This window comes from Herbaspirillum sp. SJZ106, from assembly GCF_006715495.1.
Classification (GTDB): Bacteria; Pseudomonadota; Gammaproteobacteria; order Burkholderiales; family Burkholderiaceae_D; genus Herbaspirillum.
Map to the genome: position 1 here is coordinate 461,135 of NZ_VFNI01000005.1, position 26,508 is coordinate 487,642.

25 protein-coding genes and 1 pseudogene are annotated in these 26,508 nt (G+C 61.8%); 10 read left to right on the forward strand and 16 right to left on the reverse strand.

Translation table 11 applies throughout. The features are described from left to right. Window positions 1–10 precede the first annotated feature (10 nt). Window positions 11–589, reverse strand: coding sequence for a hypothetical protein (locus FB598_RS17505; RefSeq protein ID WP_255464053.1), 579 nt, complete (start codon window positions 587–589; stop codon window positions 11–13). Here FB598_RS17505 and FB598_RS20945 point away from each other — a divergent pair. Together FB598_RS20945 and FB598_RS17515 are read left to right on the forward strand one after the other, a co-directional pair. After that, window positions 584–1,069: a hypothetical protein gene (locus FB598_RS20945; protein ID WP_255464052.1), complete on the forward strand. Its 486-nt coding sequence runs from the start codon at window positions 584–586 to the stop codon at window positions 1,067–1,069. The two genes, FB598_RS17505 and FB598_RS20945, sit on opposite strands and share 6 nt — an antisense overlap. A 58-nt stretch (window positions 1,070–1,127) precedes the next feature. Further along, window positions 1,128–3,536: a DNA polymerase II gene (locus FB598_RS17515; RefSeq protein WP_141916964.1), complete on the forward strand. Its 2,409-nt coding sequence runs from the start codon at window positions 1,128–1,130 to the stop codon at window positions 3,534–3,536. A gap of 17 nt (window positions 3,537–3,553) precedes the next feature. Here the strand turns inward: FB598_RS17515 and FB598_RS17520 are convergent, their stop codons facing one another. Then, complete coding sequence (locus tag FB598_RS17520; protein WP_141916966.1) at window positions 3,554–3,739, reverse strand: hypothetical protein; 186 nt, start codon at window positions 3,737–3,739, stop codon at window positions 3,554–3,556. Window positions 3,740–3,934: 195 nt separating this feature from the next. Continuing rightward, entirely contained in the window at window positions 3,935–4,060 is a 126-nt protein-coding gene (locus tag FB598_RS20950; RefSeq protein ID WP_255464051.1) for a hypothetical protein, read from the reverse strand. 280 nt (window positions 4,061–4,340) lie between these two features. Here FB598_RS20950 and FB598_RS17525 point away from each other — a divergent pair, with 280 nt between their 5' ends. The 3 genes from FB598_RS17525 (at window position 4,341) to FB598_RS17535 (ending at window position 9,412) form a co-directional block, all read left to right on the forward strand. Then, a complete protein-coding gene (locus tag FB598_RS17525; RefSeq protein WP_304599182.1) occupies window positions 4,341–5,882 on the forward strand; it encodes a TrkA C-terminal domain-containing protein in 1,542 nt (513 codons plus the stop codon). Between the two features lie 135 nt (window positions 5,883–6,017). After that, window positions 6,018–7,706: an aspartate-alanine antiporter gene (gene aspT, locus FB598_RS17530; protein WP_141916969.1), complete on the forward strand. Its 1,689-nt coding sequence runs from the start codon at window positions 6,018–6,020 to the stop codon at window positions 7,704–7,706. Between the two features lie 56 nt (window positions 7,707–7,762). Further along, on the forward strand, window positions 7,763–9,412 hold the full coding sequence (locus FB598_RS17535) for a bifunctional aspartate transaminase/aspartate 4-decarboxylase (RefSeq protein ID WP_141916971.1): 1,650 nt from the start codon (window positions 7,763–7,765) through the stop codon (window positions 9,410–9,412). 91 nt (window positions 9,413–9,503) lie between these two features. Here the strand turns inward: FB598_RS17535 and FB598_RS17540 are convergent, their stop codons facing one another. The 9 genes and pseudogenes from FB598_RS17540 to FB598_RS17575 all read right to left on the reverse strand — a co-directional run bounded on the left by FB598_RS17540 (window position 9,504) and on the right by FB598_RS17575 (window position 17,663). Next, window positions 9,504–10,505, reverse strand: coding sequence for an ABC transporter substrate-binding protein (locus tag FB598_RS17540; protein ID WP_255515805.1), 1,002 nt, complete (start codon window positions 10,503–10,505; stop codon window positions 9,504–9,506). Window positions 10,506–10,699: 194 nt separating this feature from the next. Continuing rightward, complete coding sequence (locus tag FB598_RS17545; protein WP_141916975.1) at window positions 10,700–10,984, reverse strand: DUF971 domain-containing protein; 285 nt, start codon at window positions 10,982–10,984, stop codon at window positions 10,700–10,702. Window positions 10,985–10,995: 11 nt separating this feature from the next. Continuing rightward, window positions 10,996–11,964 carry a HEAT repeat domain-containing protein gene (locus FB598_RS17550; RefSeq protein WP_141916977.1) on the reverse strand — a complete coding sequence of 323 codons (969 nt, stop codon included), beginning with the start codon at window positions 11,962–11,964 and terminating at the stop codon, window positions 10,996–10,998. 9 nt (window positions 11,965–11,973) lie between these two features. Then, window positions 11,974–12,825 carry an ABC transporter ATP-binding protein gene (locus FB598_RS17555; RefSeq protein ID WP_141916979.1) on the reverse strand — a complete coding sequence of 284 codons (852 nt, stop codon included), beginning with the start codon at window positions 12,823–12,825 and terminating at the stop codon, window positions 11,974–11,976. A gap of 15 nt (window positions 12,826–12,840) precedes the next feature. Beyond that, window positions 12,841–13,575 (reverse strand): ABC transporter permease, encoded by a 735-nt coding sequence (locus FB598_RS20840; protein WP_370455035.1) that lies wholly within the window; start codon window positions 13,573–13,575, stop codon window positions 12,841–12,843. Between the two features lie 60 nt (window positions 13,576–13,635). Continuing rightward, window positions 13,636–14,865: pseudogene (locus FB598_RS20845) on the reverse strand (ABC transporter substrate-binding protein); the annotation flags it as partial. Between the two features lie 35 nt (window positions 14,866–14,900). Beyond that, the gene (locus FB598_RS17565) at window positions 14,901–15,134 is read right to left on the reverse strand and encodes a ferredoxin family protein (protein WP_141916983.1); all 234 of its coding nucleotides are present in this window, start codon (window positions 15,132–15,134) and stop codon (window positions 14,901–14,903) included. Between the two features lie 19 nt (window positions 15,135–15,153). Continuing rightward, a complete protein-coding gene (locus FB598_RS17570) occupies window positions 15,154–16,887 on the reverse strand; it encodes a fumarate reductase/succinate dehydrogenase flavoprotein subunit (RefSeq protein WP_141916985.1) in 1,734 nt (577 codons plus the stop codon). A 20-nt stretch (window positions 16,888–16,907) separates the two neighbouring features. Then, complete coding sequence (locus tag FB598_RS17575; protein ID WP_141916987.1) at window positions 16,908–17,663, reverse strand: GntR family transcriptional regulator; 756 nt, start codon at window positions 17,661–17,663, stop codon at window positions 16,908–16,910. Between the two features lie 566 nt (window positions 17,664–18,229). Between FB598_RS17575 and FB598_RS17580 the strand changes: the two genes are divergently transcribed. From FB598_RS17580 to FB598_RS17595, 4 genes are all read left to right on the forward strand, one after another. Then, on the forward strand, window positions 18,230–18,793 hold the full coding sequence (locus FB598_RS17580) for a DUF4865 family protein (RefSeq protein ID WP_141916989.1): 564 nt from the start codon (window positions 18,230–18,232) through the stop codon (window positions 18,791–18,793). A gap of 125 nt (window positions 18,794–18,918) precedes the next feature. Further along, complete coding sequence (gene gcvA / locus FB598_RS17585) at window positions 18,919–19,824, forward strand: transcriptional regulator GcvA (RefSeq protein WP_141916991.1); 906 nt, start codon at window positions 18,919–18,921, stop codon at window positions 19,822–19,824. Between the two features lie 74 nt (window positions 19,825–19,898). Further along, a complete protein-coding gene (locus FB598_RS17590) occupies window positions 19,899–20,726 on the forward strand; it encodes a DMT family transporter (RefSeq protein ID WP_141916993.1) in 828 nt (275 codons plus the stop codon). An 87-nt stretch (window positions 20,727–20,813) separates the two neighbouring features. Continuing rightward, window positions 20,814–21,575, forward strand: coding sequence for an SDR family oxidoreductase (locus FB598_RS17595; protein WP_141916995.1), 762 nt, complete (start codon window positions 20,814–20,816; stop codon window positions 21,573–21,575). On the opposite strand, the gene FB598_RS17600 is transcribed toward FB598_RS17595, so the two are convergent. Then, window positions 21,559–21,753, reverse strand: a complete 195-nt coding sequence (locus tag FB598_RS17600) for a hypothetical protein (RefSeq protein ID WP_141916997.1) — start codon at window positions 21,751–21,753, stop codon at window positions 21,559–21,561. The genes FB598_RS17595 and FB598_RS17600 overlap by 17 nt on opposite strands. A gap of 94 nt (window positions 21,754–21,847) precedes the next feature. Here FB598_RS17600 and FB598_RS17605 point away from each other — a divergent pair, with 94 nt between their 5' ends. Continuing rightward, window positions 21,848–22,207 carry an NADH-quinone oxidoreductase subunit A gene (locus FB598_RS17605; protein ID WP_141916999.1) on the forward strand — a complete coding sequence of 120 codons (360 nt, stop codon included), beginning with the start codon at window positions 21,848–21,850 and terminating at the stop codon, window positions 22,205–22,207. 572 nt (window positions 22,208–22,779) lie between these two features. Here FB598_RS17605 and FB598_RS17610 read toward each other — a convergent pair. The 3 genes from FB598_RS17610 to FB598_RS17620 all read right to left on the reverse strand — a co-directional run bounded on the left by FB598_RS17610 (window position 22,780) and on the right by FB598_RS17620 (window position 26,318). Then, entirely contained in the window at window positions 22,780–23,310 is a 531-nt protein-coding gene (locus tag FB598_RS17610) for a GNAT family N-acetyltransferase (RefSeq protein ID WP_183405874.1), read from the reverse strand. Window positions 23,311–23,795: 485 nt separating this feature from the next. Next, on the reverse strand, window positions 23,796–24,269 hold the full coding sequence (locus FB598_RS20955) for a FecR domain-containing protein (protein WP_370455036.1): 474 nt from the start codon (window positions 24,267–24,269) through the stop codon (window positions 23,796–23,798). Between the two features lie 78 nt (window positions 24,270–24,347). Beyond that, window positions 24,348–26,318, reverse strand: a complete 1,971-nt coding sequence (locus FB598_RS17620; protein WP_141917098.1) for a choline BCCT transporter BetT — start codon at window positions 26,316–26,318, stop codon at window positions 24,348–24,350. Between the last annotated feature and the right edge of the window lie 190 nt (window positions 26,319–26,508).

Here is a 26,508-nt window from a genome sequence, read left to right on the forward strand (position 1 = left end):
GGAGACGCCGTCAGCGTGCCCCGGTCGGCGCCAGCAGGCCGTTGACGGCATCGTTGACGATCACGGACGGCAGCGAATTGCGGTCGTTCCTGACGATCACCATATCTTTCTCGATATCGCCCGGCAGCGCCAGTTGGCCGATGTAGGCGCAATCCGCGCTGCAGGTGTAGCGCAGCACGGCCTTGCCGCGGCTGGCCTCGATGATGTACTGGCCGTTCTCTATGCCGTAGTAGCGCACGCCCACCAGCGCCGCCGCTGCGCCGGCTTGCGGATCTTCATAGAAATACTCCCCGCTGTCGACGCGCACATAATGCGGCCACGGCATGGCTCCGGGCGGGGCGATGCCGGCAATCTGGACATCGTTGAGCTTGAGCCGCAGCGGTTCCGCGCGTACGGTTTGGGCTGCCGCTGCGGCCTTGTCCGGCAGGCGTACGTCGCCGGCAAGGGCGCTGCCGGCCTGTGCCTGCAGCTCGGCCTGGCGGCGCCGGTACCAGTCGAGCAGGCAGGCGCGATCGCGGCAGTTCTGTTCGCGCCAGCGCCATTGCTGGTCCGAAGCGATGGTGAAGGCGCGCCTGTCGGCGGCATGCATGCGGGCCAGGCGGAACGCCTTGCCCAACTGGTCGTCCAGCGCGGAAAGTTCGCTATCTCCGCAAATGGTTTTTTCGTTGGCGGAACCGGCTTTGCTGCAATCGAAACCGGCGGCAACGGCCGGGGCGCTGGCGAAGGCGCAATGCGCAGCGAAGGCCGCAGCGTAAAGGATGGTTTTCTTCATGGCGTTGGCGAAATGACGTGGCGGATGATCGGCATCGGGAACTGGAAGGCGGAAAGCGGAAAGCGCCGCGGGGCAAGCGTGAGCGGCGTTTCCATGATGTTCCTCCCATGTTGCGGCGATGCGATATGCGCAAGCATGGCATCGCCGTTGCAGGCGCAAAACGACAAGAAGAGAGGTCTTTTTTTTAAAATCTTTGCAGGTGAAAAAGCGTGTTCGGACTTCTTTACATCCGAATTCCGGATGCGGCTTCGATGGCATGCCGATGCATTGCGCGCGGCGCGTTTCCTATCCAAGTAAAATCGCGTTTTCACGACGGTGAAGCGAAGCCGGCGGGATACCAGGGAGACGGACAGGAATGCAGGACAAGGGCGGCCGGGATGGCCGGGATCAAGTGCAGGAAGGCGAGCGCCGGGGATTCATCCTCAGCCGCCATTGGCGCGATACGCCTGCCGGGATCGAGGTCGAACTGTGGCTGGCCACCGATGACGGCCCGCAATGCCTGCGCTTGCCGCCGCAGCAGGCGGTGGCCTTCATTCCCCGATCCGAGCGCGAACGGGTGGAACCTTTGCTGGCCGGCGACGGCAGTTTCGAACTGCGTGCGCTGGACAACCTGAAAGACTTCAGCCAGCGGCCGGTGATGGGGCTGTATGCGCGCCATTATCGCAAGCTGCTGAAGAAGGAAAAGCAACTGATAGAAAACGGCATCCCGGTCTATGAGGCCGACGTGCGCCCGCCGGAGCGCTACCTGATGGAACGCTTCATCAATGCGCCGCTGGCTTTTTCGGGAACGCCGGCGGCCGACGGCGCGCTCACGGAGGTGCGCATCCGCCCGCTGGCGGGCTACCGGCCGCAACTCAGGCTGGCCTCGCTGGACATCGAAACCAGCTGGCACGGCGACCTGTATTCGATCGCCCTGGAAGGCTGCGGGCAGCGTACCGTCTACACCCTGGGGCCGGCCAGCGGCGCCGTGGACACGGTGGATTTCGCGCTGCATTTTTGCGCCAGCCGCAAGGAGCTGATCGAACGCCTCAACGAATGGATGGCGCGCCACGACCCGGACGCCATCATCGGCTGGAACCTGATCCAGTTCGACCTCAACGTGCTGCAGAAGCAGGCGGACAAGTTCAAGACGCCATTGCGCCTGGGGCGCCGCGGCGCGCCGCTGGAATGGCGCGAGCACGGTTTTCGCGCCAACCACATGCTGGTGACGGCGCCGGGCCGGCTGGTCATCGACGGCATCGAAAGCCTGCGCTCGGCGTTCTGGAATTTCCCCTCGTTCAGCCTGGAAAACGTGGCGCAAACGCTGCTGGGGGAGGGCAAGGCGATCGCCACGCCTTACCAGCGCATGGATGAGATCGACCGCATGTTCGCCGAGGACAAGGCGGCCCTGGCCACCTACAACCTGAAAGACTGCGAGCTTGTCACCCGCATCTTCGCCAAGACCGAGATCCTCGAGTTCCTGCTGGAGCGCGCCAGCGTCACCGGCTTGCCGGCCGACCGCAGCGGCGGCTCGGTGGCGGCGTTCACCCACCTCTACATGCCGCACATGCACCGCAAAGGCTATGTGGCGCCCAACCTGGGCGACGCCGAAGCCATCGCCAGCCCGGGCGGCTTTGTGATGGACTCGCGCTCGGGGCTGTACGACTCGGTGATCGTGCTGGATTACAAGAGCCTGTACCCGAGCATCATCCGCAGCTTCCTGATCGATCCGGTCGGACTGGTGGACGGCATGCACAACGAGCCCGAAGCCGATACCGTGCCGGGCTTCAACGGCGCCCGCTTTTCCCGCCGCAGCCATAGCCTGCCGGCCATCATCGAGCAGATCTGGCAAGAGCGCGAGGCCGCCAAGCGGCACGGCAACCAGCCGCTGTCGCAGGCGCTGAAGATCATCATGAACTCCTTCTACGGCGTGCTGGGCTCGACCGTGTGCCGTTTCTTCGATTCGCGCCTGGCCTCGTCGATCACCCGGCGCGGGCACGAGATCATGCACCGCACGCGCGAACTGATCGAAGAACAGGGCTATGAAGTGATCTATGGCGATACCGACTCCACCTTCGTCTGGTTGAAACGCGCGCACAGCGATGAACAGGCGCGCGCCATCGGACTGGACCTGGTGCGCACGATCAACGACTGGTGGCGCCGCCGCCTGCGCGAGCAATACCAGTTGGACAGCGCGCTGGAACTGCAATTCGAAGTGCATTACCAGCGCTTCCTGATGCCCAGCGTGCGCGGTTCCGACGTCGGTAGCAAGAAGCGCTACGCCGGCTACGTGCGCACCGCCCAGGGCGAAGACAAGCTGACCTTCAAGGGACTGGAAACCGTGCGCACCGACTGGACGCCGCTGGCGCAGCAGTTCCAGCAGGAGCTTTACCTGCGCATCTTCAGGAAGGAGCCTTACCGCGAATACATCGCCGCGTATGTGGCCGACCTGCTGGCGGGCAAGCTGGATGCGCAACTGGTCTACCGCAAGCGCCTGCGCCGGCAACTCGACCATTATGAAAAGAATGTGCCGCCGCACGTGCGCGCCGCGCGCATGGCCGACGAGGTGAACAAGGGGGACGGGCGGCCGCTGCAGTACCAGCAGGGCGGCTGGATCAACTACGTGATGACCACGGCCGGGCCGGAGCCCCTGGAAAAACGCAGCGCCGCCATCGACTACGCGCACTATCTGGAGCGCCAGCTGGCGCCGGTGGCCGACGCCATCCTGGCTTTCGTCGGCGACAGCTTCGCCAGCGTCACTTCACCGCAACGGGAACTGTTCTGACGGGGCGGTTGCAGGGACTATCGGGGCAGGTGCGAATCGGAGTCGCCAAGGCGAGCCGCAATGCCCTGCGGTTTGCTCCCGCTGCTGCGGAAAACCTTGCGCCAGATGAAGTAGCCGAATGCCAGCGCGCCTACCACTACGTACAAGGCGTAGAAGGTCAATGCGTAGGCCCCGTAGTGCGCCAAGGTTTGGAAGATGTTCATTTTTCCCTCATGCAGGAAGGGAGACGTGTTGTCATCGCGTCATCCTGTTTCCTGCCAAGCCAGTCGTATATCGGGAGTTTTCCGTCCCGGTGTGTATGCATTTCGATTCCCGTCGAAATGCCCGATAGACCATTGTGCCAAGCAATTCGCGATTGCTCCAGAGGGAAAATCCCGAAAAATCATAAAACCGGGCAATCAATCGCTATCGCGAGTGCCGCGCATTGCATCGAAAACCATCCCCATTGAAGCGGCAATGCCATTTTCAATGAGGGCCCTGGCCCTCTCCGTTTTTGCAAAAAATGGATTGATCAACTTGTGCATTGACGCTTTTGTATTTATCAAGCATTCTGCTTACCTTGTATGTAACTGGCCATGCGGCAATATTTTTTAAAACTAGAAAATAAATCTGCCATGGGTTGTTTATGACGATTCGATTGTCGCTTTATTGACGGCAATTCCAGAGGCGGTATTGTTTGCCGCGCTGGCCATTGGATATGGCCTTGGAAAAATAAAATTCGGACCGATTCAATTAGGCGGCGTATGCGGAACGCTGATTGCCGCGCTCGTCCTCGGCTAGCTGGGCGTCACGCTTGCCCCGCATATCAAGACCGTTTTCTTCGCGCTCTTCATCTTCTCCCTGGGCTTCGCCGGCGGCCCGCAATTCTTCGCCAACCTGAATGCCAAAGGCCTGCGGCTGGGGGCGTTTTGCCTGATCGAAGTGGTGGTCGTACTCTGCATGGTGCTGGCCGCGACATACGTATTGCAGCTTGATCCGGGCACCGCCGCCGGGTTGATGGCCGGGGCCGCCACCGAATCGGCGATCGTCGGCACGGCGACCGATGCCATCTCAAAACTGCCGCTCCCGATTGCGCAAGTCACGCAATTGCAGGCCAACATTGTCACCGCCTATTCCATTACCTATATCTTTGGACTGATCACGATTGTTATCGCGACAAGCCAGGTGTTCCCATTGCTGTTGCGCATCGATATCCGCGCCGAAGCAAAAAGGCTCTGGGCGGAAATGGGAGGAGAGGGCGATGACCGGGAAAACGCTGTCATCGCGGCGCCCGACCTGGTCGGGCGTATTTATCGGATCGGCGGGCCGGCCAGTGCGGCGCCAGGAAAGACCATTGCCGAGATCGGCATCCAGCTGGGCGACCGGATCAGCATCGTGCGCATGCACCGGCACGGAAATGACGTCGCCATCCATCCGGCGCTGCGGCTTGAACCCGATGACGAAGTGCTGGTGGTGGGGCGCCGCGACGCGTTGATCAGGATAGCCCCCTTGCTCGGCGAAGAGTTGGCCAACACGCCGGAATTGAATACGGGGTTGCACACGCAAAACATCGTCGTGCGCAACAAATCCCTGCAAGGACGCACGCTGCTCGAACTGCTATCGGGCTTGCCGCCCAACCTGCATATCGCCATGATCAGGCGTGGCGAACAGAGTTTGCCCTTGCTTCCCGAGGTTGAGCTGCAGCTCAACGATGTCATCCGGCTGTGCGCCGTGGCGGCGACATACAAGGCGGCATTTTCCGAGGTGATCCCCCTGATCGGAAAACCCCTCCCGGAAAACCGTCGGAGCAATATCGGCGTGCTGGGGCTGGGGATACTGCTGGGGATTTTCCTCGGCGGATTGAGCGTACGCATCGGCGATACGCCATTTTCGGCCGGCACCGGCGGCGGCGCCTTGCTGACCGGGCTGCTGCTGGGGTGGTATGGCGCAAAACGCCCCGATCTTCCTACCATCAACAAGGATGCCCTGATTCTTCTCAAGGATATCGGGCTCACGGTTTTCATCGCCTGCGTCGGCCTGGAAGCCGGTCCCCAGGCCTTGGATCTGCTTTCCCGATATGGCATCACCTTGCCGCTGATCGGCGTCGCCGTGGCGCTGGTTCCGGCACTGGTTTCGTTGCTGGTGGGGCATTTCTTCTTCAAGTTGAGCGCGCCGATCCTGCTCGGGGCGATCGCCGGCCAACAATGCAGCACGCCGGCATTAAGCGGCATCCAGAATGCCGCCGGCAACTCCACGCCGTTGCTCGGGTACACCATTACCTACGCGATTTCAAATGTCGTGTTGCCCCTGCTTGGTCCACTGGTCGTTGCATTGGCCGGTGTCGTGGGACAGATGGCGAGACATTAGAATGCATTGCATCACTCACATCACTCACATCACTCACATCACTCACATCACTCACCGCGAGATTGGGTCTGGGCAAGTATTGATAGAACGCATCCACTGTATTCACTTTATTTACTGTATTGAAAGGTGGTAATCATGGAATGGTTACATCAGTTATTTTCACGGTCTCCTGAAATTGCGTTGTTCCTGTCCCTTGCGGTCGGCTACTACATAGGGAAGATCCAGTTCGGGAAATTCCAGCTCGGCGGCGTGGCCGGTTCGCTGCTGGTTGCCGTCTTGGTCAGCCAGGTTGGCGTCACCATCGATCCCGGCGTGAAATCGGTGCTGTTCGCCCTGTTCATCTATGCCGTCGGTTACGAGAGCGGCCCGCAATTCTTCAATTCGCTGGGCCGACAATCGGTCCGCGAGATCATCCTCGCCGCCGTGCTGGCCATCACCGGGCTGGCGACAGTGGTCGTCATGGCGCGGCTGTTCGGGCTGGATAAGGGGTTGGCAGCCGGCGTGGCCGCCGGAGGGCTGACGCAATCGGCCATCATCGGCACCGCGGGCGACGCCATCAACAAGCTCGGGCTGGCGGCGGAAGAGGTCCAGCGGCTGCAGGGCAATGTGGCGGTCGGCTATGCCGTGACCTACGTATTCGGATCGTTCGGCGCGATTCTGGTATGCGTCAACTTGCTGCCCAGGTTCATGGGGCGGAGCATCAAGGAAGATGCCGTGCGCGCCGAAACGGCCATGCAAGGCGGCCTGCAAGTCCTGGCTCCCGGGCAGGAAGCCGCCGCGCCGGACCTGGTCGGCCGGATTTACCAGATCGGCGACCATGCCGACCTCACCGTCGAGCAGCTTGAAAAAGAGCATGCCGCGCATGGCATTACCATCGAGCGTCTCAAGCGCCATGGCAAGATCATCGAAATATCGCCCGAGCTCAAGCTGGAGACGGGCGACATCGTCCTGGCGGTCGGACGCCGGCAGGCCATGGTCGATATCGTGCCGATCTTCAGCAAGGAACTGTACGCGGTCGAGGGCATGGAGCTGATGATGGAGCGGCGCGACATCGTCCTGGTCAACAAGGAATATCACAACAGGACGGTCGGCGACATCCGCGCCAACACCTCGCAACAGGTCCGGCACGGCATCTATGTCGTCCAGATCCAGCGCATGGGGAAAGTACTGCCCATGCAGGAAAAAACCGTGGTCCAGGCCGGCGATGTGGTGTCGGTATTCGGCTCGGAACAAGATATCAAGCGCGTCTCTTCCCTGATCGGTTATGCGGTCGTGCCCAGCGCCAAGACCGACTTCGTCTACCTCGGCGCCGGCCTGGTGGTCGGTTTGCTGGTCGGCCTGCTGACGGCGCGCATCGGCTCGATTCCATTGACCCTGGGCAGCGGAGGCGGAGCCTTGCTATCGGGCTTGCTGTTTGGCTGGTTGCGCGCCAAACGCCAGACCTTCGGCGCGATGCCCAACGGCGCCGTACAGATCCTCAAGGACCTGGGCCTGGCCGGCTTCGTGGTGGTGGTCGGCCTGTCATCGGGCTTGCAGGCGGTGCAGACCGTCAAGCAGCAAGGGCTGACCCTGTTCGGCGTGGGCGTGGTGGTCACCGTGCTGCCCTTGATCCTCACCATGCTGATCGGCCGCTACGTCCTGCGTTATGACAATACCGCCATCTTCGCCGGCGCCCTGAGCGGCTCGCGCAGCGCCAATCCGGCGTTCGGCGAGGTGCTCGACAAGGCCGAAAACTCGATCCCGACCGTACCCTTCGCCATCACCTACGCGCTGGCCAACGTCTTCCTGACCTTGTTGGGGCCGCTCATCGTGGCGTTGGTATAGAGGATTTCCCCCTTCAGGATATTTTTGCCGTCATCCCTTAGAAAAGGAGCTACACCATGGATTTCAGTGACCCGGACAAGCTGTCCCTGTTAAGCCCGTTCGAACTCAAAGATGCGTTGATCCAGACCGCCCGGCAAAGCAACAAGCTGATGCTCAATGCCGGCCGCGGCAATCCGAACTTCCTGGCAACGACGCCGCGGCACGGCTTCTTCCAGTTCGGCCTGTTCGCCATGACCGAAGCCGAGCGTTCGTATATCTACATGGACGGCGTGGGCGGCTTCCCCCAGCGTGACGGCATCGAGGCGCGTTTCGAGCTGTTCGCCAAGCAGCATGCCGGCGTCCCCGGCATCCGCTTCATCGAGGCGGCCGTGTCCTACGTGCGCGACCAGCTTGGCATGTCGGCCGGCGACTTCATCTACGAGATGTGCGAAGCCATCCTCGGTTGCAACTACCCGGTGCCGGACCGCATGCTGCGCATGACCGAACGCATCGTCGGCAATTATCTGCACAAGGAGATGATCGGCACGTATCCGTTTGTGGGCCATTTCGACATGTATGCGGTCGAGGGCGGAACCGCGGCGATGACCTATCTGTTCGCCAGCCTCAAGGCCAATCACGTCATCAAGGAGGGCGACACCATCGCCCTGGGCATACCCATCTTCACGCCGTATATCGAGATCCCGCATCTGGCCGAATTCAGCCTGGTGGAAGTGGCGATCGATGCGCCGCAATCGAACAACTGGCAATACACGAAGAAGGAGCTGGACAAGCTGCTGGACCCGAAGGTCAAGGCTTTCTTCCTGGTCAATCCCAGCAATCCGCCTTCGGTCAAGATCGATGACAAGACCCTGGCCTACATCGCCGAGATCGTCAAGAAGCGCCCGGACCTGATCATCCTCACCGACGATGTCTACGCCACCTTCGCCGACAATTTCACTTCGCTGTTTGCGATCTGCCCGTACAACACCATCCTCGTGTATTCGTTCTCCAAGTACTTTGGCGCAACAGGTTGGCGCATGGGGGTGGTCGCGACGCACAAGCAGAATGTCATCGACGAGCTCATTGCCAAATTGCCGGAAAAGACTTCCCGCCAACTGGACGAGCGCTACAGCTCCATCACGACGGCGCCGCGCGACCTCAAGTTCATCGATCGCCTGGTGGCCGACAGCCGCACCGTCGCGCTCAACCACACGGCCGGCCTGTCCACGCCGGTGCAGGCGCAGATGGCGCTGTTCTCATTGTTCTCGCTGATGGACGAGGCGGGCAGCTACAAGGCCGAAATGAAGCGCATCGTCTTGCGCCGCAAGGAAGCCCTGTATCGCGAACTCGGCCTGCCCATGCCTTACGACGCCAATTCGGTGCGCTACTACCACCTCCTCGACATGGAATCCCTGGCCGCGCAGATGCATGGCGTGGAGTTTTCCAAGTGGCTTCTCAAGCAACTCAAGCCCAATGAAGCCTTGTTCCGCCTGGCCGAGGAAACCGGCGTCATCCTGTTGCCAGGAAAAGGCTTCGGCGCCACCCATCCGTCAGGCCGGGTCTCCCTGGCCAATCTCAATGAATATGATTACGCCAACATCGGCCGCGCCATCAGGAAGATGGCGTCCGAATACTTCGAGCTGTTCAAGAGCGCGAAGAATGGCGGAAAAGGGAAGCCCCAAAAGCCGGCCAAGCCCGTCAAGCCGGCGGCCAAGCTGAAAAAGTAAGGCGCAAGGAAGGCGGGGCCGATATCGCATGGCGATGTCGGCCCCGCGCCCGCGTCCGGCCAATCCATATTCGGACGCTATATGGCTTGAATCAGCTTCCCCCTTGCGGATAGGCTTCTTCAAAGAAGTAGTCCTTCCATGAAGCGGGGCGGTGCCTGATCGCGCCCACATCGGCCAGGAACGACGCCAATTTATACGTGTTCTGGGGCTGCAGGGTGTATTGGACATCCGGCAATGAAATGATCTCCTGGATGAAGCTCACCGGCAGTCTGGAGTTCTCCAGGCGGACATAGGCCGCGGCCGCTTCGGCCTTGTTGTTGCGGACGAACGCCAGGGCTTCGGCCAGGGCTTTTCTGAGGGCGATGAACGTCTTCGGGTTCTCGCGCTGGAAGCGCTCCGGGGCCCACAGGATATTGAGGGTGGCCGGCCCGCCAAGAATGTCGTAGGACGAAGCGATTTTGCGGATGGCCGGGTCCTTCAGCTCCTGGAACTGGAACGGCGGGCTGGCAAAGTGCGCATTGACCTCGGTCTTCCCCGACAGCAGCGCCGCTGCGGCTTCGCTATGCGGCAGGCTGACGGTCAGCTCATCGAAATGATTGAAATGCTCCTTCCCATATTGCGCGCTGGCGGCGATCTGCAGTAGCCGCGCATGCAGGGAAATGGTGGTGGCGGGGAGGGCGATGCGGTCTTTCGGCCCGAAATCGCCCAGCGTCCTGACCGCCGGATTGCGCGTCAGCAGATAGGTCGGCAACGAACCCAGCGCGGCGATGGCCTTGATGTTTTGCTTGCCGTAGGTGCGGTCCCATATCGTCAGCAAGGGCGGCAATCCGGTGGAGGCCACGTCCAGCGTATTGGACAGGATCGCATCGTTGATCGCCGCGCCGCCGGAGAGCTGCTTCCATTCGACGTTGGCCTGGATGCCTTCCTGACTGGCATATTTCTCGATCAGCTTCTGGTCGCGCACCACATGCAGCAGGATATCGCCGACATCGAACTGGTAGGCGATGCGAATCTGCCCCTCCGCATGGGCCTGGCCCGCCAGCAAGAACATGGCAGGCGCCAGCAGCTTGGCAATGCGGGCAAGCCACGGCACTGGCTTCTGGTTTTTAGTTTGATTGGACGTCGGCATCAAGGGCTCCTCTGCGTCTGCTGCCGAACTCAGAATAAGTTCCTGTCGCAGCAGGGAAAGCCTGACATCCTATTGGCCATGGGCTGGACACTCAAAGAATGTTTACGAAGATCCATAGCCGCTTTTTGCGCTTGGCGTGCCGGCTTCGCATCCCGACGCTACTCGAGCCCAAACAGGAATGGCCAGGGATAGATGCCGCGGTCATGGCCATCGCTGAATACCAATTGAATGCCGTACTGGCCGACCGGCGCGATGGTGTTCAGCCGGATATCGGCCGCCGGCGCCGGGCCTTGTCCGGTTCGTTGCGCCAGCGCGAGGCAGTCGGCGCAGCGACAGGCCTGTCGCAAAGCCAGGTACGACAACTGTTGCCGACGGCCGTCATCCCAGTCGATGACCAGTGAGGCGGTGGCGGTATGGTTGGTGATGCGCAGTGGATACGACATGGCGCAGGCGCTCAGCTTGCGGCGCGGATCTGTTCCAGCGCCAGCCGCACCGATTTGCGTACTTCGGGGGCGGCATCCTGTTCGGCCAGCAGCAATCCGGGCAAGGCCGCGGCGTCGCCGATCTCGCCCAGCGCCAGCGCAGCTTCCTTGCGCAGGTTGCTGATCTCGTGCTGCAAGCTCACCAGCAGCGGCGCCACGGCCTGGCTGTCGCGCAGGCGGCCCAGGCTGCGGGCGGCGCGCAGGCGCACTTGCCAGTAAGGGTCGTCGAGTGCCGCGATCAGTTGCGCCAAGGCGCTGGGCAGGCGCAACTTGCCCAGTGTGGTTGCCGCTTCTTCCCTGACTTGCCAGGCGGAGTCGCCCAGCGCCGACAACAATGCCGGCAATACCTCCTCTTCCTGGGCGAAACCCAGCGCCCCGGTCGCGGCGCGCCTGATTTCCGGTTCCGGATCCTGCGCGGCCAGCTCCATCAGCGCCTTCAATGCGCGGCTGTCCTTGAGGTAGCCGAGCACGGCCACCGCTTCGCGCCGCACCAGGGCATCGCCGTGCGCCAGCGCTTGCAGCGCCGGGTCGAAGCTCTGCGCAACGCGCAGCTCGCGCAGGCCGCGCAGGATGGCTACCAGTACGAAAGGCCGTTGGTCGCGGGCATGCGCCAGCAGCAGCGCCGCCGATTCGGCATGCTTGAGTTCGCTCAAGGCATGCGCCGCGGCTTCGCGCACTTCAATGTCCTCGTCGCTCAGCAATGGCACGATGCCGGCCACGCTGGCTTCGCTCTCGAAGGCTTCCAGCGCGCGCACGGCCTCCAGGCGCACTTCGGCCGAACTGTCGCCCAGCGCCTCGACCAGCAGCGGGGCGTGTTCGTCGCCGGCCACGTCGATCAGGTCCAGGACCGCGATGCGGCGCACCGCGGCATCGGCATGGCGCAGGCGGGCGCGGAATTCTTCGGTCTCATCGTCATGCGTGGCAAAGGCTGCTGCGTTCACTGCGGTTCCTCAAATGGCAAATTGGACTTCGGACGGATTGGCGCCGAGCGGGCTCAATCTTTCCAGCGGAGCGACCTTGGCTTGCGGATGCAGCAGGGCCAGGCAATGGCGCTTGAGCTCGGTGAAGCGGGGCGAGGTCACCAGTTCGGGGCCGCGCGGGCGGGGGAAGTCGATCCGGATCTCGTCGATGATGCGTCCGGGGCGAGGGCTCATCACCAGGATGCGGTCGGCCAGGAACAAGGCCTCGTCGATGTCGTGCGTAATGAACAGGATGGTGGTGTTGATGCGTGCCCACACCTGCAGCAGCAGTTCCTGCATCTTCAGGCGCGTTTGCGCATCGAGTGCGCCGAAGGGTTCGTCCATCAACATCACGCGCGGATGATTGATCAGCACGCGGGCGATCTCCACCCGCTGCTGCATACCGCCGGAAAGCTGCGCCGGATAGCTCTGCTCGAACCCCTCTAGCCCGACCAGCGCCAGCAGGTCGCGGGCGCGCGCATGGCGTTCTCGGCGTGACAGGCCCTTCATCTTCAGGCCGAAGGAAACGTTGTCGATCACCCGCTGCCAGGGGAACAGCGTATGGTGCTGGAACACCAGCCCGCGCTCCGGATGCGGCCCGGCGACGGGCACGCCGTCGACGCTGACGCGTCCGGCGCTGGGGGCGAGGTGGCCCGCCAGCGCGCCCAGCAGCGTCGACTTGCCGCAGCCGGAAGGGCCCAGCACGCAGACGAATTCGCCCGCTGCGATGGTGGTGGCGATGTCCTGCAGCGCCTCGAAACGGCGCGTGCCGGTGCCGAGCTGGATATGCAGGTGATCGATGACGATTTCGCCGCTCTGTTTGTTGCTCACGATATTGCTCATGATATTGGCCATGCTTTACCTTTGCAGCCGGTACCAGGGCATCAGCAAGTGGCCGATTTGCCTGATCGCGGCGCTGCTACCCATGCCGAGGATGCCGATGAACATCATGCCGACCACGATGTCGGCATAGTTCTGGATGGTGTAGGCGGCCCAGGTGTAATAGCCGATGCCGAACTGGCCGGCGATCATCTCGGCGGTCACCAGGCAGAACCAGGCGGTGCCCATGCCGATTGACAGCCCGGTGACGATGCTGGGAGCCGCCGCCGGCAGGATCACCTGGGTGAACACCGCGCCGCGCCCGCTGCCCAGGCTGCGCGCCGAGGCGATCAGGCGCGGATCGACGCCTTCCACGCCGTGGATGGTGTTGAGCAGGATGGGGAACAGGGCGCCGATGAAGGTGATGTAGATCATCGAGATTTCCGACGAGGGGAACATCAGGATCGCCAACGGAATCCAGGCCACCGCCGGAATCGGCCGCAGCAATTCCAGCGGCGGCAGCAGCACGTCCGACAGCCAGCGCAACCGGCCGATCAGCATGCCCAGCAGGATGCCGGCCGCGGCGGCCACCGCGAAACCGGAAAAGACCCGCGCCAGGCTGGCCCATAGGTGCGACAACAGCCTGGGCGACTGCGCCAGCGCCCAGGCGGCCGCCAGCACCTCGCGCGGCGCAGGGACGTTCTGGAAGGTGAGCAGGCCCAGGTTCATCCGGTGTTGCGACGCCCATTGCCATAGCAACAGGCAAACGGCCACTGACGCAATACGCAGGGCAAGGCGGGGCCATTGTCCGGGACGGGCGGCGGGGCCGGGCGATGCCGGGACGGACGCTTGCGCGCCATCCTGCGCCGGCAATGATGAACTCAGGGTCATGAACAGCTTCCAGTGGCGCACCAGCGGTTCGCCCTGCACCCAGATCTGGCCGACGCGCTTGGGGGCGGCGATGGCCTTGCCGGTCAGCGCGTCCCTGGCGTTCAAGGGCGACTTGGCGTAATTCTTCAACTGCGCCTCGTAGTCCAGCCCGGATTGCTTGAAGGCAGCCTTGATATATTCGTCGTCGACGAAGGTATTGGGATCGAGCTCGGTATCGGTGCGCTTCATGGCCTTGAGAGTATCGATCGAGGTCTTGACCGCCTGGCGGTATTCCGGCTTCCAGGTGAAGTCGCGCGTCTGCAGGCCGAGCGGGCCGTGGAACAGGTAATTGACCTCGGCTTCGATACCGGTGACCTTTTCGATCAGTTCACTGTACTTTTCAGGTTCGGCGGCGATGATGCGGTTGGCCTCGATGGCTGCGCGCAGGTAGGCCACGACGATCTCGGGGTACTTCTTCGCATAGTCGGCGTCGACCAGGCTGCCGTGGAAGGTCGGGGTGTTGGCTTGCGAGCCGTCGAAGATCTTGCGTGCGAAACCGCGATGCGGGAACAGTTCGGCGAACGGCACGAAGTCCGCATGCGCCTCGATCTTGTTGCTCTGCAGGGCGGAACCGGCCACTTCTGGCGCCTGGGTGATGATATTGACGTCCTTCTCCGGATCCCAGCCCTGGTCCTTGACCGCACGCAGCAGCATGCCGTGGGCGGTGGAGGCGAACGGCACCGAGATGGTCTTGCCCTTCAGTTCGGCCAGCGACTGCACGGTCGAGCCCTTGGGCACCACGATGCCGTTGCCGCTGCCGGTAGTGCTGCCTGACAGCACGGTAATGAAGAGGCTCTTCTTGCCGGCCTTCTGGAAGGCGGCGCCGTTGAACGAACCGGGGAAGTCGGCCATCGAGCCGATATCCAGCTTGCCGGCGACCATTTCGTTGGTCAGCGGCGCGCCCGAAGTGAAGTTTTTCCACTGGATGTCGTACTGCGCATCCTTGTATTTGCCGTCATGCGGCAGGTATTTCTCCAGCAGTTTCAATTCGCGGATCAGCAGGCCGCCGGTGGCGCAGTTGATCGTGGTGTCCTGTGTGCCGATGGCGATGCGGATGGTCTCGGCGCCGGCCGAGGCGGCAGCCAGCAGCGTCAGGCCGAACAGCGTGGTCGTGATGGTGTTGCGCAATTGCATGGTTTTCCCCAAAGTGATATCCCGCGGCCGTGTGGTCAGCGCAGCAGGTACGGTATGTCGACATGGACTGCCCCGGTGGGACAGTCCTTCTCACAGGGCATGCAATACCAGCACTCGTCGAACTTCATGTAGGCACTGCCTTTGTCGAAGTCGATGGCAAGCACGTCGAGCGGGCAGACATCGACGCAGACCGTGCATCCCTTGTCGGCGATGCACTTGTCTTGGTCGATCGTGACGGGGACGTTGGTGACGGAAAAGGCGGTTGGCATTGGGTTGTCCTCACATGGATCAGGCGGCGGCCGGTTCTGGTTCTTTCTTCACGCGCAGGTGTTGGTAGGCCGATTTTTCCGCATCGTCCAGCGGCACGATGTAGGGATCGATGGCGCGCTTGAAGCTGACCATGCGGCCGTCCTGCTTCTGCAGTTGCGTATGCACCATCCATTCGGCGTCGTTGCGCTCCGGATAGTCGACCCGGTTGTGGTACAGGCCCCAGCGGCTTTCGGTGCGGTACAGCGAGGCGCGCGCGGCCATCTCGGCGCAGTCGCGGATGGCGTGGACTTCCATGGCGCGCATCAGCTCGTGCGGGTTGCGCGCCTGCAGGCGATGCAGGTCTTCATGGATGGCGTCGAAGCGCTGCAGGCCGATCTCCATCTTGCGCGTGACCTTGGGCGGCTGCAGGTAGTCGTTGACCATGCGGCGCAGCTTGTACTCGACCTGGTTGGGCGGCAGGCCATCCTGGCGCGCCAGCGGCGCCCAGACGCGTTCGCGCTCGGCAGCGACCTGCTGCTGGTCGACCTCGGCCAATGGTTTTTCCTCGCAATAACGGGCCGCGCTTTCGCCGGCCAGGCGGCCGTAGACGAAGGCGCCCAGCATGTAGTTATGCGGCACGCAGGCCAGGTCGCCAGCTGCATACAGGCCGGGCACGGTGGTCTCGGCATGCTCGTTGACCCACACGCCCGAGGCTGAGTGGCCGCTGCACAGGCCGATCTCGGAGATGTGCATCTCCACCATCTGCGCGCGGTAGTCGGTGCCGCGCCCGGCATGGAAACGGCCGCGGCTGGGCCGCTCGTTAGTGTGCAGGATGGTCTCGATGGCGCTGATGGTTTCCTCGGCCAAGTGGTTCAGCTTGAGGAATACCGGGCCGTTGCCGCCCTGCAGTTCGTTGTAGAACTCCTGCATCATCTGGCCGCTCCAGTAATCGCATTCGATGAAGCGCTCGCCGTGGCTGTTGGTGGTGAAACCGCCGAAGGGCCCGGTGACGTAGGCGCAGGCCGGGCCGTTGTAGTCCTTGATCAGGGGATTGATCTGGAAGCATTCGATGCCCGACAGCTCGGCGCCGGCATGGTAGGCCATGCTGTAGCCGTCGCCGGCGTTGGTCGGATTCTCGTAGGTGCCGAACAGGTAGCCGGAAGCCGGCAGGCCCAGGCGTCCGGCCGCGCCGGTGGACAGCACCACGGTCTTGGCGCGCACCACATGGAAGTCGCCGGTGCGGCAGTCGAAGGCCATGGCGCCGGCGATGCTGCCGTCGCCGGCCGTGAGCAGGCGCGTGGCTACCAGCCGGTTGGTGATCTCCACCCGGGCGCGTTTCAAGCGCCGGTACAGCACCTTCTTGATGTCATGGCCCTCGGGCATCGGCAGCACATAGGTGCCCATGTGGTGCACCTTGCGCATGGCATAGTCGCCGGTTTCGTCCTTCTCGAACTTCACGCCCCAGCGATCCAGCTCCTCGATCATCGAGAAGCTGTTCTGCGCATAGGCCATCACCGCCTTCTGGTTGACGATGCCGTCATTGGCGATGGTGATTTCCTTCACATACTGCTCGGGCGTGGCGAAGCCGGGGACGATGGCGTTGTTGAGGCCATCCATGCCCATCGAGATGGCGCCGCTGCGCTTGACGTTGGCCTTCTCGAGCAACAGTACGCGCAATTGCGGGTTGGCCTCCTTGGCCTTGGCCGCGGCCATCGGTCCGGCGGTGCCGCCACCGATCACCAGGACGTCGACTGTCTGGACATGCGTTTGCATGGCGTTTCCTTTCTGTCAGGTCAGACGGCGCTTTCCGGCTGGCGCGATATGCGCAGGTGGTACTGGAAGGTTTCGCCGCGGAAGTAGAGGTATTCGAAGTCGAACGGCTTGCCGTCGGCTGTATGGGTCAGGCGCTCGATGCGCAGCAGGGCAGTGCCTTCGCTCACTTGCAATGCTTCGGCCAGCTTGCCGTCGGCCACCACCGCGCCGATCTGCAGGTCGGCATGGCCCAGCGGGATGCCGAAGTCGTTCTCGAAGATCAGGAAGATGTCGCGGTTGCCCAGGTCTTCGTTGCGCAGGCGCTCGCCCAGCTCCTCCGGCAGGTAGGTGATCTCCAGCGACACCGGTTCGCGGTTGAGATGGCGGATGCGGCGGATCTCGGCTACCGCGGTTCCAGGCTCCACGCCCAGGCGTTGGGCCACTTCCGGCGTGGCCGGCAGGGGGCGGTGGCCGATCACGCGGTTGTAGATCTCGTAGCCCTTGCGGGTCATCGCCTCGGCGAAGCCTTCCAGGCGCGTCAGTTCCTGCGCCGCCTCTTTCTTGGCCACGAAGGTGCCCTTGCCGGCGATCTTGAAGATCACCCCTTCGCGCTGCAAGTCGGACAGGGCTTGGCGCACGGTGATGCGGCTCACGCCGAAGACGGCGCCCAGTTCGCTCTCCGACGGCAATTGCGCGTGGGCGACATAGGTGCCGTCGAGGATGCGTTCGCGCAGCCTGTCCTTGACCTGGACATACAGCGGCATCGGCGAGGGGGCGATGACTTCGAAGACGGGCATGACGTTTCCTGATGGCTGGTTCGGCTCGATATCAACCTGTCATGACAGGTATTGACCGATTGGATGCGCCGATATTACGGCGCATCATTCCAGCCTGGAACGAAGCATTTCGCAGTTGTATATGAGGAAAATCTCCGCCGGGGATGCGCATGCATTTGTTCCCCCCGTTACGGCCCAATTGAGTTGACGGCTTGGGTGGGTAGTCAATCGGAAGAGCGCTGCCAGCAGGAAACTGGCTCGATCCGGCAAGATCTGCGAGATGCGGGCTGCAACTGGAATGAGGCACGCGGGCTTGTATTGGGCAGCCTCTAAACCCGCCGGTCGGGGAAATGACGGTAAGGCAGATGTCACGATGCCTTTGCGCTGCTTTCGTCTGAGCTTATGCGCTTTCTGAATGAGCGCGCAGCGTCATTCTGGATGCAAGCATTGGAGAAGCTGATCGCAGAAATATGGTTTCAGGTCTGGGCAGGATGGAAAGGGCGGACTAAGTTAAATGGCCGAGGCGTCGCGTTGGCGGAGCCTTCTTTCTTTCACCACCATTCTTTCACCACCAGAGACCGACGACCATGATCATCGCCCAATACGAACACCGACTCCCCGCCGATTACGACCTCGGCATCATCCGCCGCCGCGCCGCCGCCCGCGGCGGGCTATGGGACGATGTGCCGGAACTGTATTTCAAGGCCTTCCTGCTGCGCGAAGCGGGCAGGCACGGCGCCAGCGCACACAGTTACTCCTCGCTGTACCTGTGGCGCCGCGAGGCGGCCTTCACCGATTTCATCTCCAGCCGGTTCCGCTCGGTGATCGACAGTTTCGGTCGTCCGGACATACGTACTCGCTTCGCATTGGATGCGCGCAAAGGGCTGGGGAGCATTGCCCGTCTGGCCTACCGGCAGGAGATCGAGATTGCGCAAGACGCCGACCTGGCCGAAGTGCTGGCATCCGAAACGGCGCACAATCGCGAGGCGGCAAGCCAACCCAGCATCGTGGTCGCGGCAGTCGGCGTAGACGTGGATCGATGGCGCATCATGCGCACCTGCCTGTCGGAAGGTGAGCTGGACCTGCCAGGCGCCATCGCGTATCAGGTGCTGTACCTGGCCCATCCCTTGCTGGATGAACTGCCCGGCTGAGGGGCGCTGCCGGTCGTCCTGCTTGTATCAGGCAACCGGCTTTTTCCGGTGAGTGGTTAGAATGCTCTATCATGAGCCTTCACTCATAAAAGGCATTTTTACAATGCTCACCGAGAGACCCCGTCATGAGAGATTTGCCTCCCACCGCTACATTGCGCGCCTTTGAGGTTGCGACACGGCACGCGACATTCACCTCCGCTTCGGAAGAGTTGCATGTCACCCAAAGCGCCGTCAGCCACCAACTGAAGAATCTCGAAGAGATCTGGGGATTGCAGTTGTTCCAGCGGGGAAAGTCGTTGAGCCTGACGCCCGCCGGGGCGGCGCTGGCGCCGATCGTGCGCGAGTTCTTCATGAACCTGGAGGGCGCGCTGGCCGACCTGCGGGAGCAACAGGGCAGGGTCCGGCTTAAGGTCAGCACGACCTATTCCTTCGCGCTGAAATGGCTGCTGCCAAGATTGCCGGACCTGTCCCGGCAGCATCCGGAAATCCTGGTCACGCTGGAAACCACCGACAAGGCCATCAATTTTTCCAGCACGGACTCGGACGTCGCGATCCGCCTGGGCAATGGGCATTATCCCAGCCTGTACTCGGAATTCATGTTCCGGGAACAGGTGTTCCCGGTTGCCAGCCCCGATCTCCTCAAGCGCCTTGGCGCGCCGCGCAAACCGGCCGAATTGTTGCGCTACCCGCTGCTCACGCGTGGCGGCGCCGATCTGGTGCCGAAATGGGCGCTCTGGTTCCAGCAAGTGGGCATCGGTATTTCCGCGCTCAAGGAGAGCGTCAGGTTCGCCGACACCAACATGACGATCGAGGCGGCGTTGCTGGGCCAGGGCATCGCATTGGCCCGCAGCGGGCATGTCGAAACCGAGATCGGCAACGGCAGCCTGGTCAGGTTGTTCGACGTGCCGTTCGCTTCCCCCGTGGCCTACTATTTCGTCTGCCCGAAAGGGATCGAATCGCAGCCCCACATCGCCAGCTTTCGCAACTGGCTGCTGATGGAGTCCGGCAAGGCCCAACAAAGTTACCGATGATGCATGAGGATTTGTTCATTCTTCAATGAAGAGACTTCGCTTTAACCAGGGCGCCGCTTTGCTTAGGATGGCGCATGCCTTTTCACATCGTATTACTGGTGCTTTTCGCGGCGCTGCTGCATGCAAGCTGGAATGCGCTCCTGCGCGGCGGGGCCGACAGGCTGTGGTCGATGACGGTCATGTGCCTGGCGGTAGCGATTTCCAGCGCCGCCATCGCCTTGTTCTTGCCGGCGCCGGCCCAGGCCAGCTGGATATATGCCGTGCTGTCGGCGGTGCTGCATGTCGGCTATAACCTGTTCCTCGTCAGGAGCTACCAGGTTGGCGACCTCGGTCAAACCTATCCGATTTCGCGCGGTTCCTCTCCCGTCCTGATCACTGTCGCCGCATCGGTTTTCGCCGGGGAGCGGGTAGGGATGGCGGCGCTGCTAGGCATTGCCCTGGTGTCGGGCGGCATTGTTTCCCTGGCCTTCAAGGGGCGCAGGCTTGCGGTCCCGAGCCTGCCGTATGCGCTGGGAACCGGATGCTTCATCGCCGCCTACAGCGTGACGGACGGCATCGGCGTGCGCCTGTCCGGCGCCCCGATGGCCTACACGGCATGGATGTGCGCGCTGTGGGGCGTCCTGATGCCGCTGGTCTACATCGCCTTGCGCGGCGTCGACAGTTTGTTGACCATCCGGCCCGGGTTCGGCATGGCCTTCACCGGTGGCCTGGTTTCGCTCCTGGCCTATGGAATCGTCATCTACGCCATGTCCGGCGCGCCCATGGGCGCGGTATCGGCATTGCGCGAAACCAGCGTGCTGTTTGCCGCGCTGATCGGCTATTTCTTCCTGGGCGAGGCGCTGACGGTGCGCAAGATGCTGGCCTGCACGGTGATTGCCATCGGCACGCTCGTCATCGGTTGATATCGATTGACGGTCGTCGCGATCGCCCGGCCGCAGGTCTGTTCATTCTGTTTATCGTTATTTCATCCTGACATGGAGATTCGCCAAATGGATACCGTCTCGCAAGCGCCGCTGATCCTGATCACGGGCGGAGGCCGCGGCATAGGTGCGGCCACTGCGCGGCTGGCCGCCGCACAAGGTTACGATGTAGCGATCAGCTTCGTCGCCAACGAAGCGGCCGCTCTCGCAGTAGCGGCCGATGTCGAGGCCGCCGGACGCCGGGCCTTGGCCATGCGCGCCGACAGCGCCGATCCGGAGCAGGTCGCCCGGCTATTCGCCGCCATCGACAGCAAGTTCGGCCGGATCGATGTGCTGGTCAACAATGCCTCGATACTGGCGCAGCAGTCCCGCCTGGAGGATCTCGGGTTCGAGCGGATGCAGCGCATCTTCGCGGTCAACGCGCTCGGCCCCATCCTCTGCGCACAGCAGGCGGCCAAGCGCATGTCCTATCGCCATCACGGGCGGGGCGGCGCGGTGATCAACATCTCGTCGGCATCGGCCCGCCTCGGCAGCCCCAACGAATATGTCGACTACGCTGCCTCCAAGGGCGCCGTCGAGACATTTACGACCGGTTTCGCCAAGGAAGTCGCGCGGGAGGGGATACGCGTGAACTGCATCCGCCCCGGGCACATCTACACCGAGATGCACGCCAGCGGCGGCGAGCCGGGACGGGTGGAGCGCGTCAAGGACTCGATCCCGATGGGGCGGGGCGGCCAGCCCGAAGAGGTCGCGCGGGCGATCCTGTGGCTGGCAAGCGCCGAGGCTTCCTTCATCACCGGCACATTCCTCGATGTCACCGGCGGCAAGTGAAGAACCGGGGCCGGGCCGGGCGCGATTTGCCTGGCTTGGCAATGCAGCCCATCGCAGGTCTATTGGACATCGCCTGGGCTCGTTCGATGAAATTGTCGAATAGTTTCAGCAAGCCAATCCCATCTTTCATAAGCATCGCGACGATGATTGCAACTTCCGGCTGATGGCCGATATCCATGCGTACTATTCCCCCCGGCATAAGAATCCTTCCATTGGGCCAGCGGCAATGATGCCGTCATGCGCTTGCGGAAGCATACCTATCACGAAACGCTATGGATCTCGAAAACTACTTCCCCGTATTGATGTTCATTCTTGTCGGCCTTCTCGTGGGCGTCGCGCCTCAGGTGCTGGGCAAGATGCTGGGGCCGAACAAGCCTGATCCTCAGAAGACGTCGCCTTACGAATGCGGATTCGAAGCGTTTGAAGACGCCCGCCTAAAATTCGATGTCCGCTTCTACCTGGTCGCGATCCTTTTCATTCTTTTCGACATCGAGGTGGCGTTCCTTGTGCCCTGGGCCCTGGCGCTGGATGAAATCGGAACCGTTGGTTTTGCCGCGGCGATGATCTTCCTGGGCATCCTGACCATCGGGCTTGCCTTCGAATGGAAAAAGGGCGCATTGGATTGGGAGTGATGGGAAGTCGATGAATCCTGTCATCCAACGGGGATGGCAATCCATGCGCCTTCGACCAAGGTTCCAATCCCGATGGTTTCCGGGGCGGTTGAACGCCTGTTAATCGCTTTTATCCATCTAAGATGTGGCGGTTGCGGTTGCGGCCGCGTCCCGTCTTGGCTTCCTGGGGCATGGCGCAACCGGAACCAGGGGCGCAAGCGGCGGATTTCGTGCTGTCCAATGGCATGGCGGTCACACGCGACGTGGCGCCCGCCGTCGAAGCCGGCAAGACGCTCACGCGTCTGCAATATGGGGCGCACTACGCACTGCTGGATCCGGCCGCATTCGCCGATCTGCCGCTCGGGCCGGGCACGCGTGTGGCGGTGGCTGACGTCAATGGACATGTGCTGGGATGCCATCGGGTGGAGGTGGGGGGAATCGAACCCCCGTCCAAGGCACTGTTGGCCCTCGAGTGCGCGACGTTTGTCGCCTACACCAATATCCATGAGTGGAGCCGCGTGCGGCGGCGGTTCCATCTATTGCTTCGATCCAGGGTGATTCAACACGAGATGGCAACGTCAGCGCCCCAGCTCTCAGGCTGCCATCGCCACGCCGCGCGGGCTGGGATCCAGCGGCAGGAAATTGTCGACCTGTTCACGCACGAACGCGAAGCCGCGCGCATAGTAGTTCTTCAGTGCGGCCGGGTGGTCGAGGTTGCAGGTATGCAGCCACAATTCATCGGCGCCCAGTGAAAAGCCATGCTCGATGACCGTTTCCAACGCCAGCTTCCCCAGTCCGCGGCCGATGCAGCCGGGCCGCAGGCCGAAGTTGACGATTTCTACGGCATCGCCCTGGCGCTTCAATTCCAGGTAGCCGACCACGCCATGCGTATCCCGGATGAGCGAGATGTGCACATCGGGTTGGCGCAGGTAGTCTTGCCAGTCGTCGGCGTTCCAGCCGAGCCGGTAGATGTCCCAGTAATAAGGTTTGCCCACCTCCTTGTACAACGCCGAGCAACGTCGCGCGTCGGCCAGCGGGTGGATCGTCAACCGCGCCGCATCGGCTGGGCGCGGCTGGCGGGTCAGGTCTGCTTGCCTGATTTTCAGGTACGTCGTCTTGATCATCGTTTCACGCTCCGTCTGTGCGGGATGCCATGGATGGCACATCGATGATCGTGAGTGACGGCCTGGCCGGTCCGGGTTCCTTGCTGCCTCAGCCAGACGGGGCTCCGGGTCAGCAACATCAGGAACGGGCAGGCCGCCTTCGAATCACAACGCGTGGTGCGAAGTTGTTTGCCACGCCGGGCCCCCTGAAGCCCTTGCACCTGGAAGTCGAACTGTGCAGCCTGGGGCGAAGAGGAGAGCGCTTGCGCGGCAACTGGCCAGGCCGCCATGGCCAGGGGGGCCGGCAGCCAGGCAGTGCGCCAGCAGGAAGGCGAGACGTCGCGCTTGCATGGGGGAAGGTCGGATCAGGAGCGGGCGCTGATGGTCACCCAGTAGGGACTGACCCGGGTCACCGAGATCGGCAGGGCGCTGGCCAACGCCGACAGCGCGCGGTCGGTATCGTCCAGCGGAAAGGCCCCGCTGATGCGCAGATCGGCTACGGCCGATCAAGCCGCAGGATTGCCCCTGCGGTACGGACGCAGTGCCGCCACCACGTCGGCCAGTGCGCTGTCGGAGGCGGTGTAGTAACCCTCGACCCACGAGGCTTCGCCTCCCTCGTTGGCGCGCGGCTCCCCGATGCGGTCGCTGTCGAACCAGGCGTGCTGGCCGCTGGCAAGTTCGCCACGGGTGTTGTTGCGGGTGACGATGCCTATCTGTGCAGCCTGTACTGCCACCAGGTCGGTGCGCAGCGGCTGCAAGGCCATCATCAGCGTGCCGGCGAGCAGGCTGACGCTGCCGTGCACGGTATCGATGGCAAAGGGCTGGCCATCGCGCGCGGCCACCTGCAACTGCATCTCGCCCGCCAGCAGGCGGATCTGGCGCAAGCCAGGCTGGATCTGGTGGTCAATGGCGCTGCGGGGGGGGGGGAGGATGACGATGCTGCCGTCGGCCAGCGTATTTAGAGGGCAGTTACATGCGATTCAGTGATTTGTTCGTTTATTTGCACTGCCCAGGGAGCCATTCAGATCCGCGCAAGGTGTTCTCTATTGCGAGTTGAACTACTGTACAACGTGCAAATAGTGTCGATGCCGCTCGTATTGATCGAGAATGTCATTGATGACGGCTTCTCTGCTCCATCCCATGATGTCGTAGTCCTGCCCCCCTTCGTGCAAATAGACTTCAGCGCGGAAGTACTTGCGGGTTTCCTCTTCATCGAATTCAGCGATAGTAAGTCCTGGTCGAACATACTCTTGGGAGCGGACGCCATATAGGAAGTCCAGATATTGACCATGGAGGACGCGCAAGGTCACCGCATGATTTTCTTCCTCCGAGACTTCCGCGCCATATCCCTGTTTGTGCAATTCGTCACGCACCGAATTGAGCGCGGGAATGACAACATCGCTGATAAAGCGCTGGGTATGGGCGCGCCGAGGCATCATCACGATGTTGCGCAAGCGCGACTCCCAGGAATCCTGGTCGGCAGTTGCCGTTGCAAGGCGTGAGAAGGTATGCGTATGGTGGCGCAGCTCGCGCTTGGTGGCATCGAGTCTGAGTGCACGAAACAAGCCCATCAATGACACGAGCAGTACAAAGGCAAAGGGCAGGGCACTGGCAATCGTAGCCGTCTGCAGCGCACTCAAGCCATTGGCCAGGAGCAAGGCGATGGCGATGGCGCCAATCAGAACAGACCAGAACACGCGTTGCCACAAAGGTGTGTTGCTGGCTCCGCCTGAGGCCAGCAGGTCGACCACCAACGCGCCGGAGTCAGCCGAGGTGACGAAGAACACGACAACCATGATGATGGCAATCATGGAGGTCAAGCGACTGAATGGAAACTGCTCGAGGAAGGCAAACAGCGCCAATGAGCTGTCGGCCTTGACCATTTCCGCCAGGGACTGCACATGGTCAACCAATATCAGATGAATGGCGCTGTCGCCAAACACAGTCATCCAAAAAAGCGTAAACACGGCGGGTACCAGCAATACTCCACCGATAAACTCACGGATGGTGCGGCCACGTGAAATGCGCGCGATGAACAGTCCGACAAACGGCGACCAGGCCAGCCACCAGCCCCAGTAGAACAAGGTCCACCCGCCAATCCAATCGTTGGGCTCGTACGCGTAAAGGTTAAAGGTTTTGCTGACAATATCGGACAAATAGGCACCGGTATTTTGCACAAACGTCTGCAGCAGGAATATCGTTGGCCCAAGAATCAGGACAAATAACAGCAGGATTGCCGCCAAATACAGATTGGTCTCAGACAGGATACGGATCCCGCGATCCAACCCGCTCACCACTGACAGCGTTGCAAGGGCGCAGGTGATAACGATCAGCAAGACTTGCATGGACACGCTGACTGGCATGCCGAATAAATAGTGCAGCCCGCTGTTGATCTGGGCCACGCCCAGGCCCAGAGACGTTGCGACACCGGCTACTGTACCCAGGATGGCAAAGATATCGACAGCATGGCCAATCGGCCCGTGGATACGCTTGCCAATGAGCGGATAAAGGGCCGAGCGCAAGGTCAACGGTAAATTATGGCGATAACTGAAATACGCAAGAATGAGGCCGACGACGGCATAGATGGCCCAGGCATGCAGGCCCCAGTGGAAGAAGGTCAGTTTCATGGCCTCCTTGGCGGCCAGGATGGTGCCGGGTTCGCCGGTTGGCGGCGCCATCAGATGCATCACAGGTTCGGCCACGCCAAAAAACATCAAGCCAATCCCCATGCCAGCCGAGAACAACATGGAGAACCAGGTGAAGTTCCGATAGTCTGGCTTGCTATGGTCAGGACCTAGCCGGATTTCACCATAGCGGCTGATGGCCAGAAATACAACCGAAGCAAGAATGACGGCTACAGCCAGGATATAGAACCAACTGGCATTGGTTAGTATCCATCGTTGAATGGCGTCAAAGAAGCTCTGTGCGGCGTTTGGCGCGAGCATTGCAAAACCGGCCAAAAAGATAATAAGTACAGCGGCCGGAAAGAAAACTTGCCGTTTTAGCGGTATGGATGTCGATGGCGTCATGGGCATGGATTTTACGGCCATAAAAGTATAAGTATAAATAGGAGACGAATGAGATTCTGCTCGTTTATGGCATGAATCCCGATTGAAGAAAAAACCCTGCACAGCGTTTTTCCTCGTTTTGGGCTTGTGTTACGATTTGCTATATTTTCGCATAATTTGTATTATGTAAAATATATGATCCTACTCAAAA

What these genes read in the sequence shown, in the direction of transcription:
- FB598_RS17580 (WP_141916989.1), top strand. Translation starts at nt 18,230, where the DNA reads ATGATCATCGCCCAATACGAACACCGACTCCCCGCCGATTACGACCTC.
- FB598_RS17565 (WP_141916983.1), bottom strand. Translation starts at nt 15,134, where the DNA reads ATGCCAACCGCCTTTTCCGTCACCAACGTCCCCGTCACGATCGACCAA.
- FB598_RS17515 (WP_141916964.1), top strand. Translation starts at nt 1,128, where the DNA reads ATGCAGGACAAGGGCGGCCGGGATGGCCGGGATCAAGTGCAGGAAGGC.
- FB598_RS20950 (WP_255464051.1), bottom strand. Translation starts at nt 4,060, where the DNA reads ATGCACAAGTTGATCAATCCATTTTTTGCAAAAACGGAGAGGGCCAGG.
- FB598_RS17505 (WP_255464053.1), bottom strand. Translation starts at nt 589, where the DNA reads ATGCATGCCGCCGACAGGCGCGCCTTCACCATCGCTTCGGACCAGCAA.
- FB598_RS17535 (WP_141916971.1), top strand. Translation starts at nt 7,763, where the DNA reads ATGGATTTCAGTGACCCGGACAAGCTGTCCCTGTTAAGCCCGTTCGAA.
- FB598_RS17545 (WP_141916975.1), bottom strand. Translation starts at nt 10,984, where the DNA reads ATGTCGTATCCACTGCGCATCACCAACCATACCGCCACCGCCTCACTG.
- FB598_RS17610 (WP_183405874.1), bottom strand. Translation starts at nt 23,310, where the DNA reads ATGATCAAGACGACGTACCTGAAAATCAGGCAAGCAGACCTGACCCGC.
- FB598_RS20945 (WP_255464052.1), top strand. Translation starts at nt 584, where the DNA reads ATGCATGCGGGCCAGGCGGAACGCCTTGCCCAACTGGTCGTCCAGCGC.
- FB598_RS17605 (WP_141916999.1), top strand. Translation starts at nt 21,848, where the DNA reads ATGGATCTCGAAAACTACTTCCCCGTATTGATGTTCATTCTTGTCGGC.
- FB598_RS17600 (WP_141916997.1), bottom strand. Translation starts at nt 21,753, where the DNA reads ATGGATATCGGCCATCAGCCGGAAGTTGCAATCATCGTCGCGATGCTT.
- FB598_RS17555 (WP_141916979.1), bottom strand. Translation starts at nt 12,825, where the DNA reads ATGAGCAATATCGTGAGCAACAAACAGAGCGGCGAAATCGTCATCGAT.
- aspT (WP_141916969.1), top strand. Translation starts at nt 6,018, where the DNA reads ATGGAATGGTTACATCAGTTATTTTCACGGTCTCCTGAAATTGCGTTG.
- FB598_RS17570 (WP_141916985.1), bottom strand. Translation starts at nt 16,887, where the DNA reads ATGCAAACGCATGTCCAGACAGTCGACGTCCTGGTGATCGGTGGCGGC.
- FB598_RS17595 (WP_141916995.1), top strand. Translation starts at nt 20,814, where the DNA reads ATGGATACCGTCTCGCAAGCGCCGCTGATCCTGATCACGGGCGGAGGC.
- gcvA (WP_141916991.1), top strand. Translation starts at nt 18,919, where the DNA reads ATGAGAGATTTGCCTCCCACCGCTACATTGCGCGCCTTTGAGGTTGCG.
- FB598_RS17575 (WP_141916987.1), bottom strand. Translation starts at nt 17,663, where the DNA reads ATGCCCGTCTTCGAAGTCATCGCCCCCTCGCCGATGCCGCTGTATGTC.
- FB598_RS17590 (WP_141916993.1), top strand. Translation starts at nt 19,899, where the DNA reads ATGCCTTTTCACATCGTATTACTGGTGCTTTTCGCGGCGCTGCTGCAT.
- FB598_RS17520 (WP_141916966.1), bottom strand. Translation starts at nt 3,739, where the DNA reads ATGAACATCTTCCAAACCTTGGCGCACTACGGGGCCTACGCATTGACC.
- FB598_RS17620 (WP_141917098.1), bottom strand. Translation starts at nt 26,318, where the DNA reads ATGACGCCATCGACATCCATACCGCTAAAACGGCAAGTTTTCTTTCCG.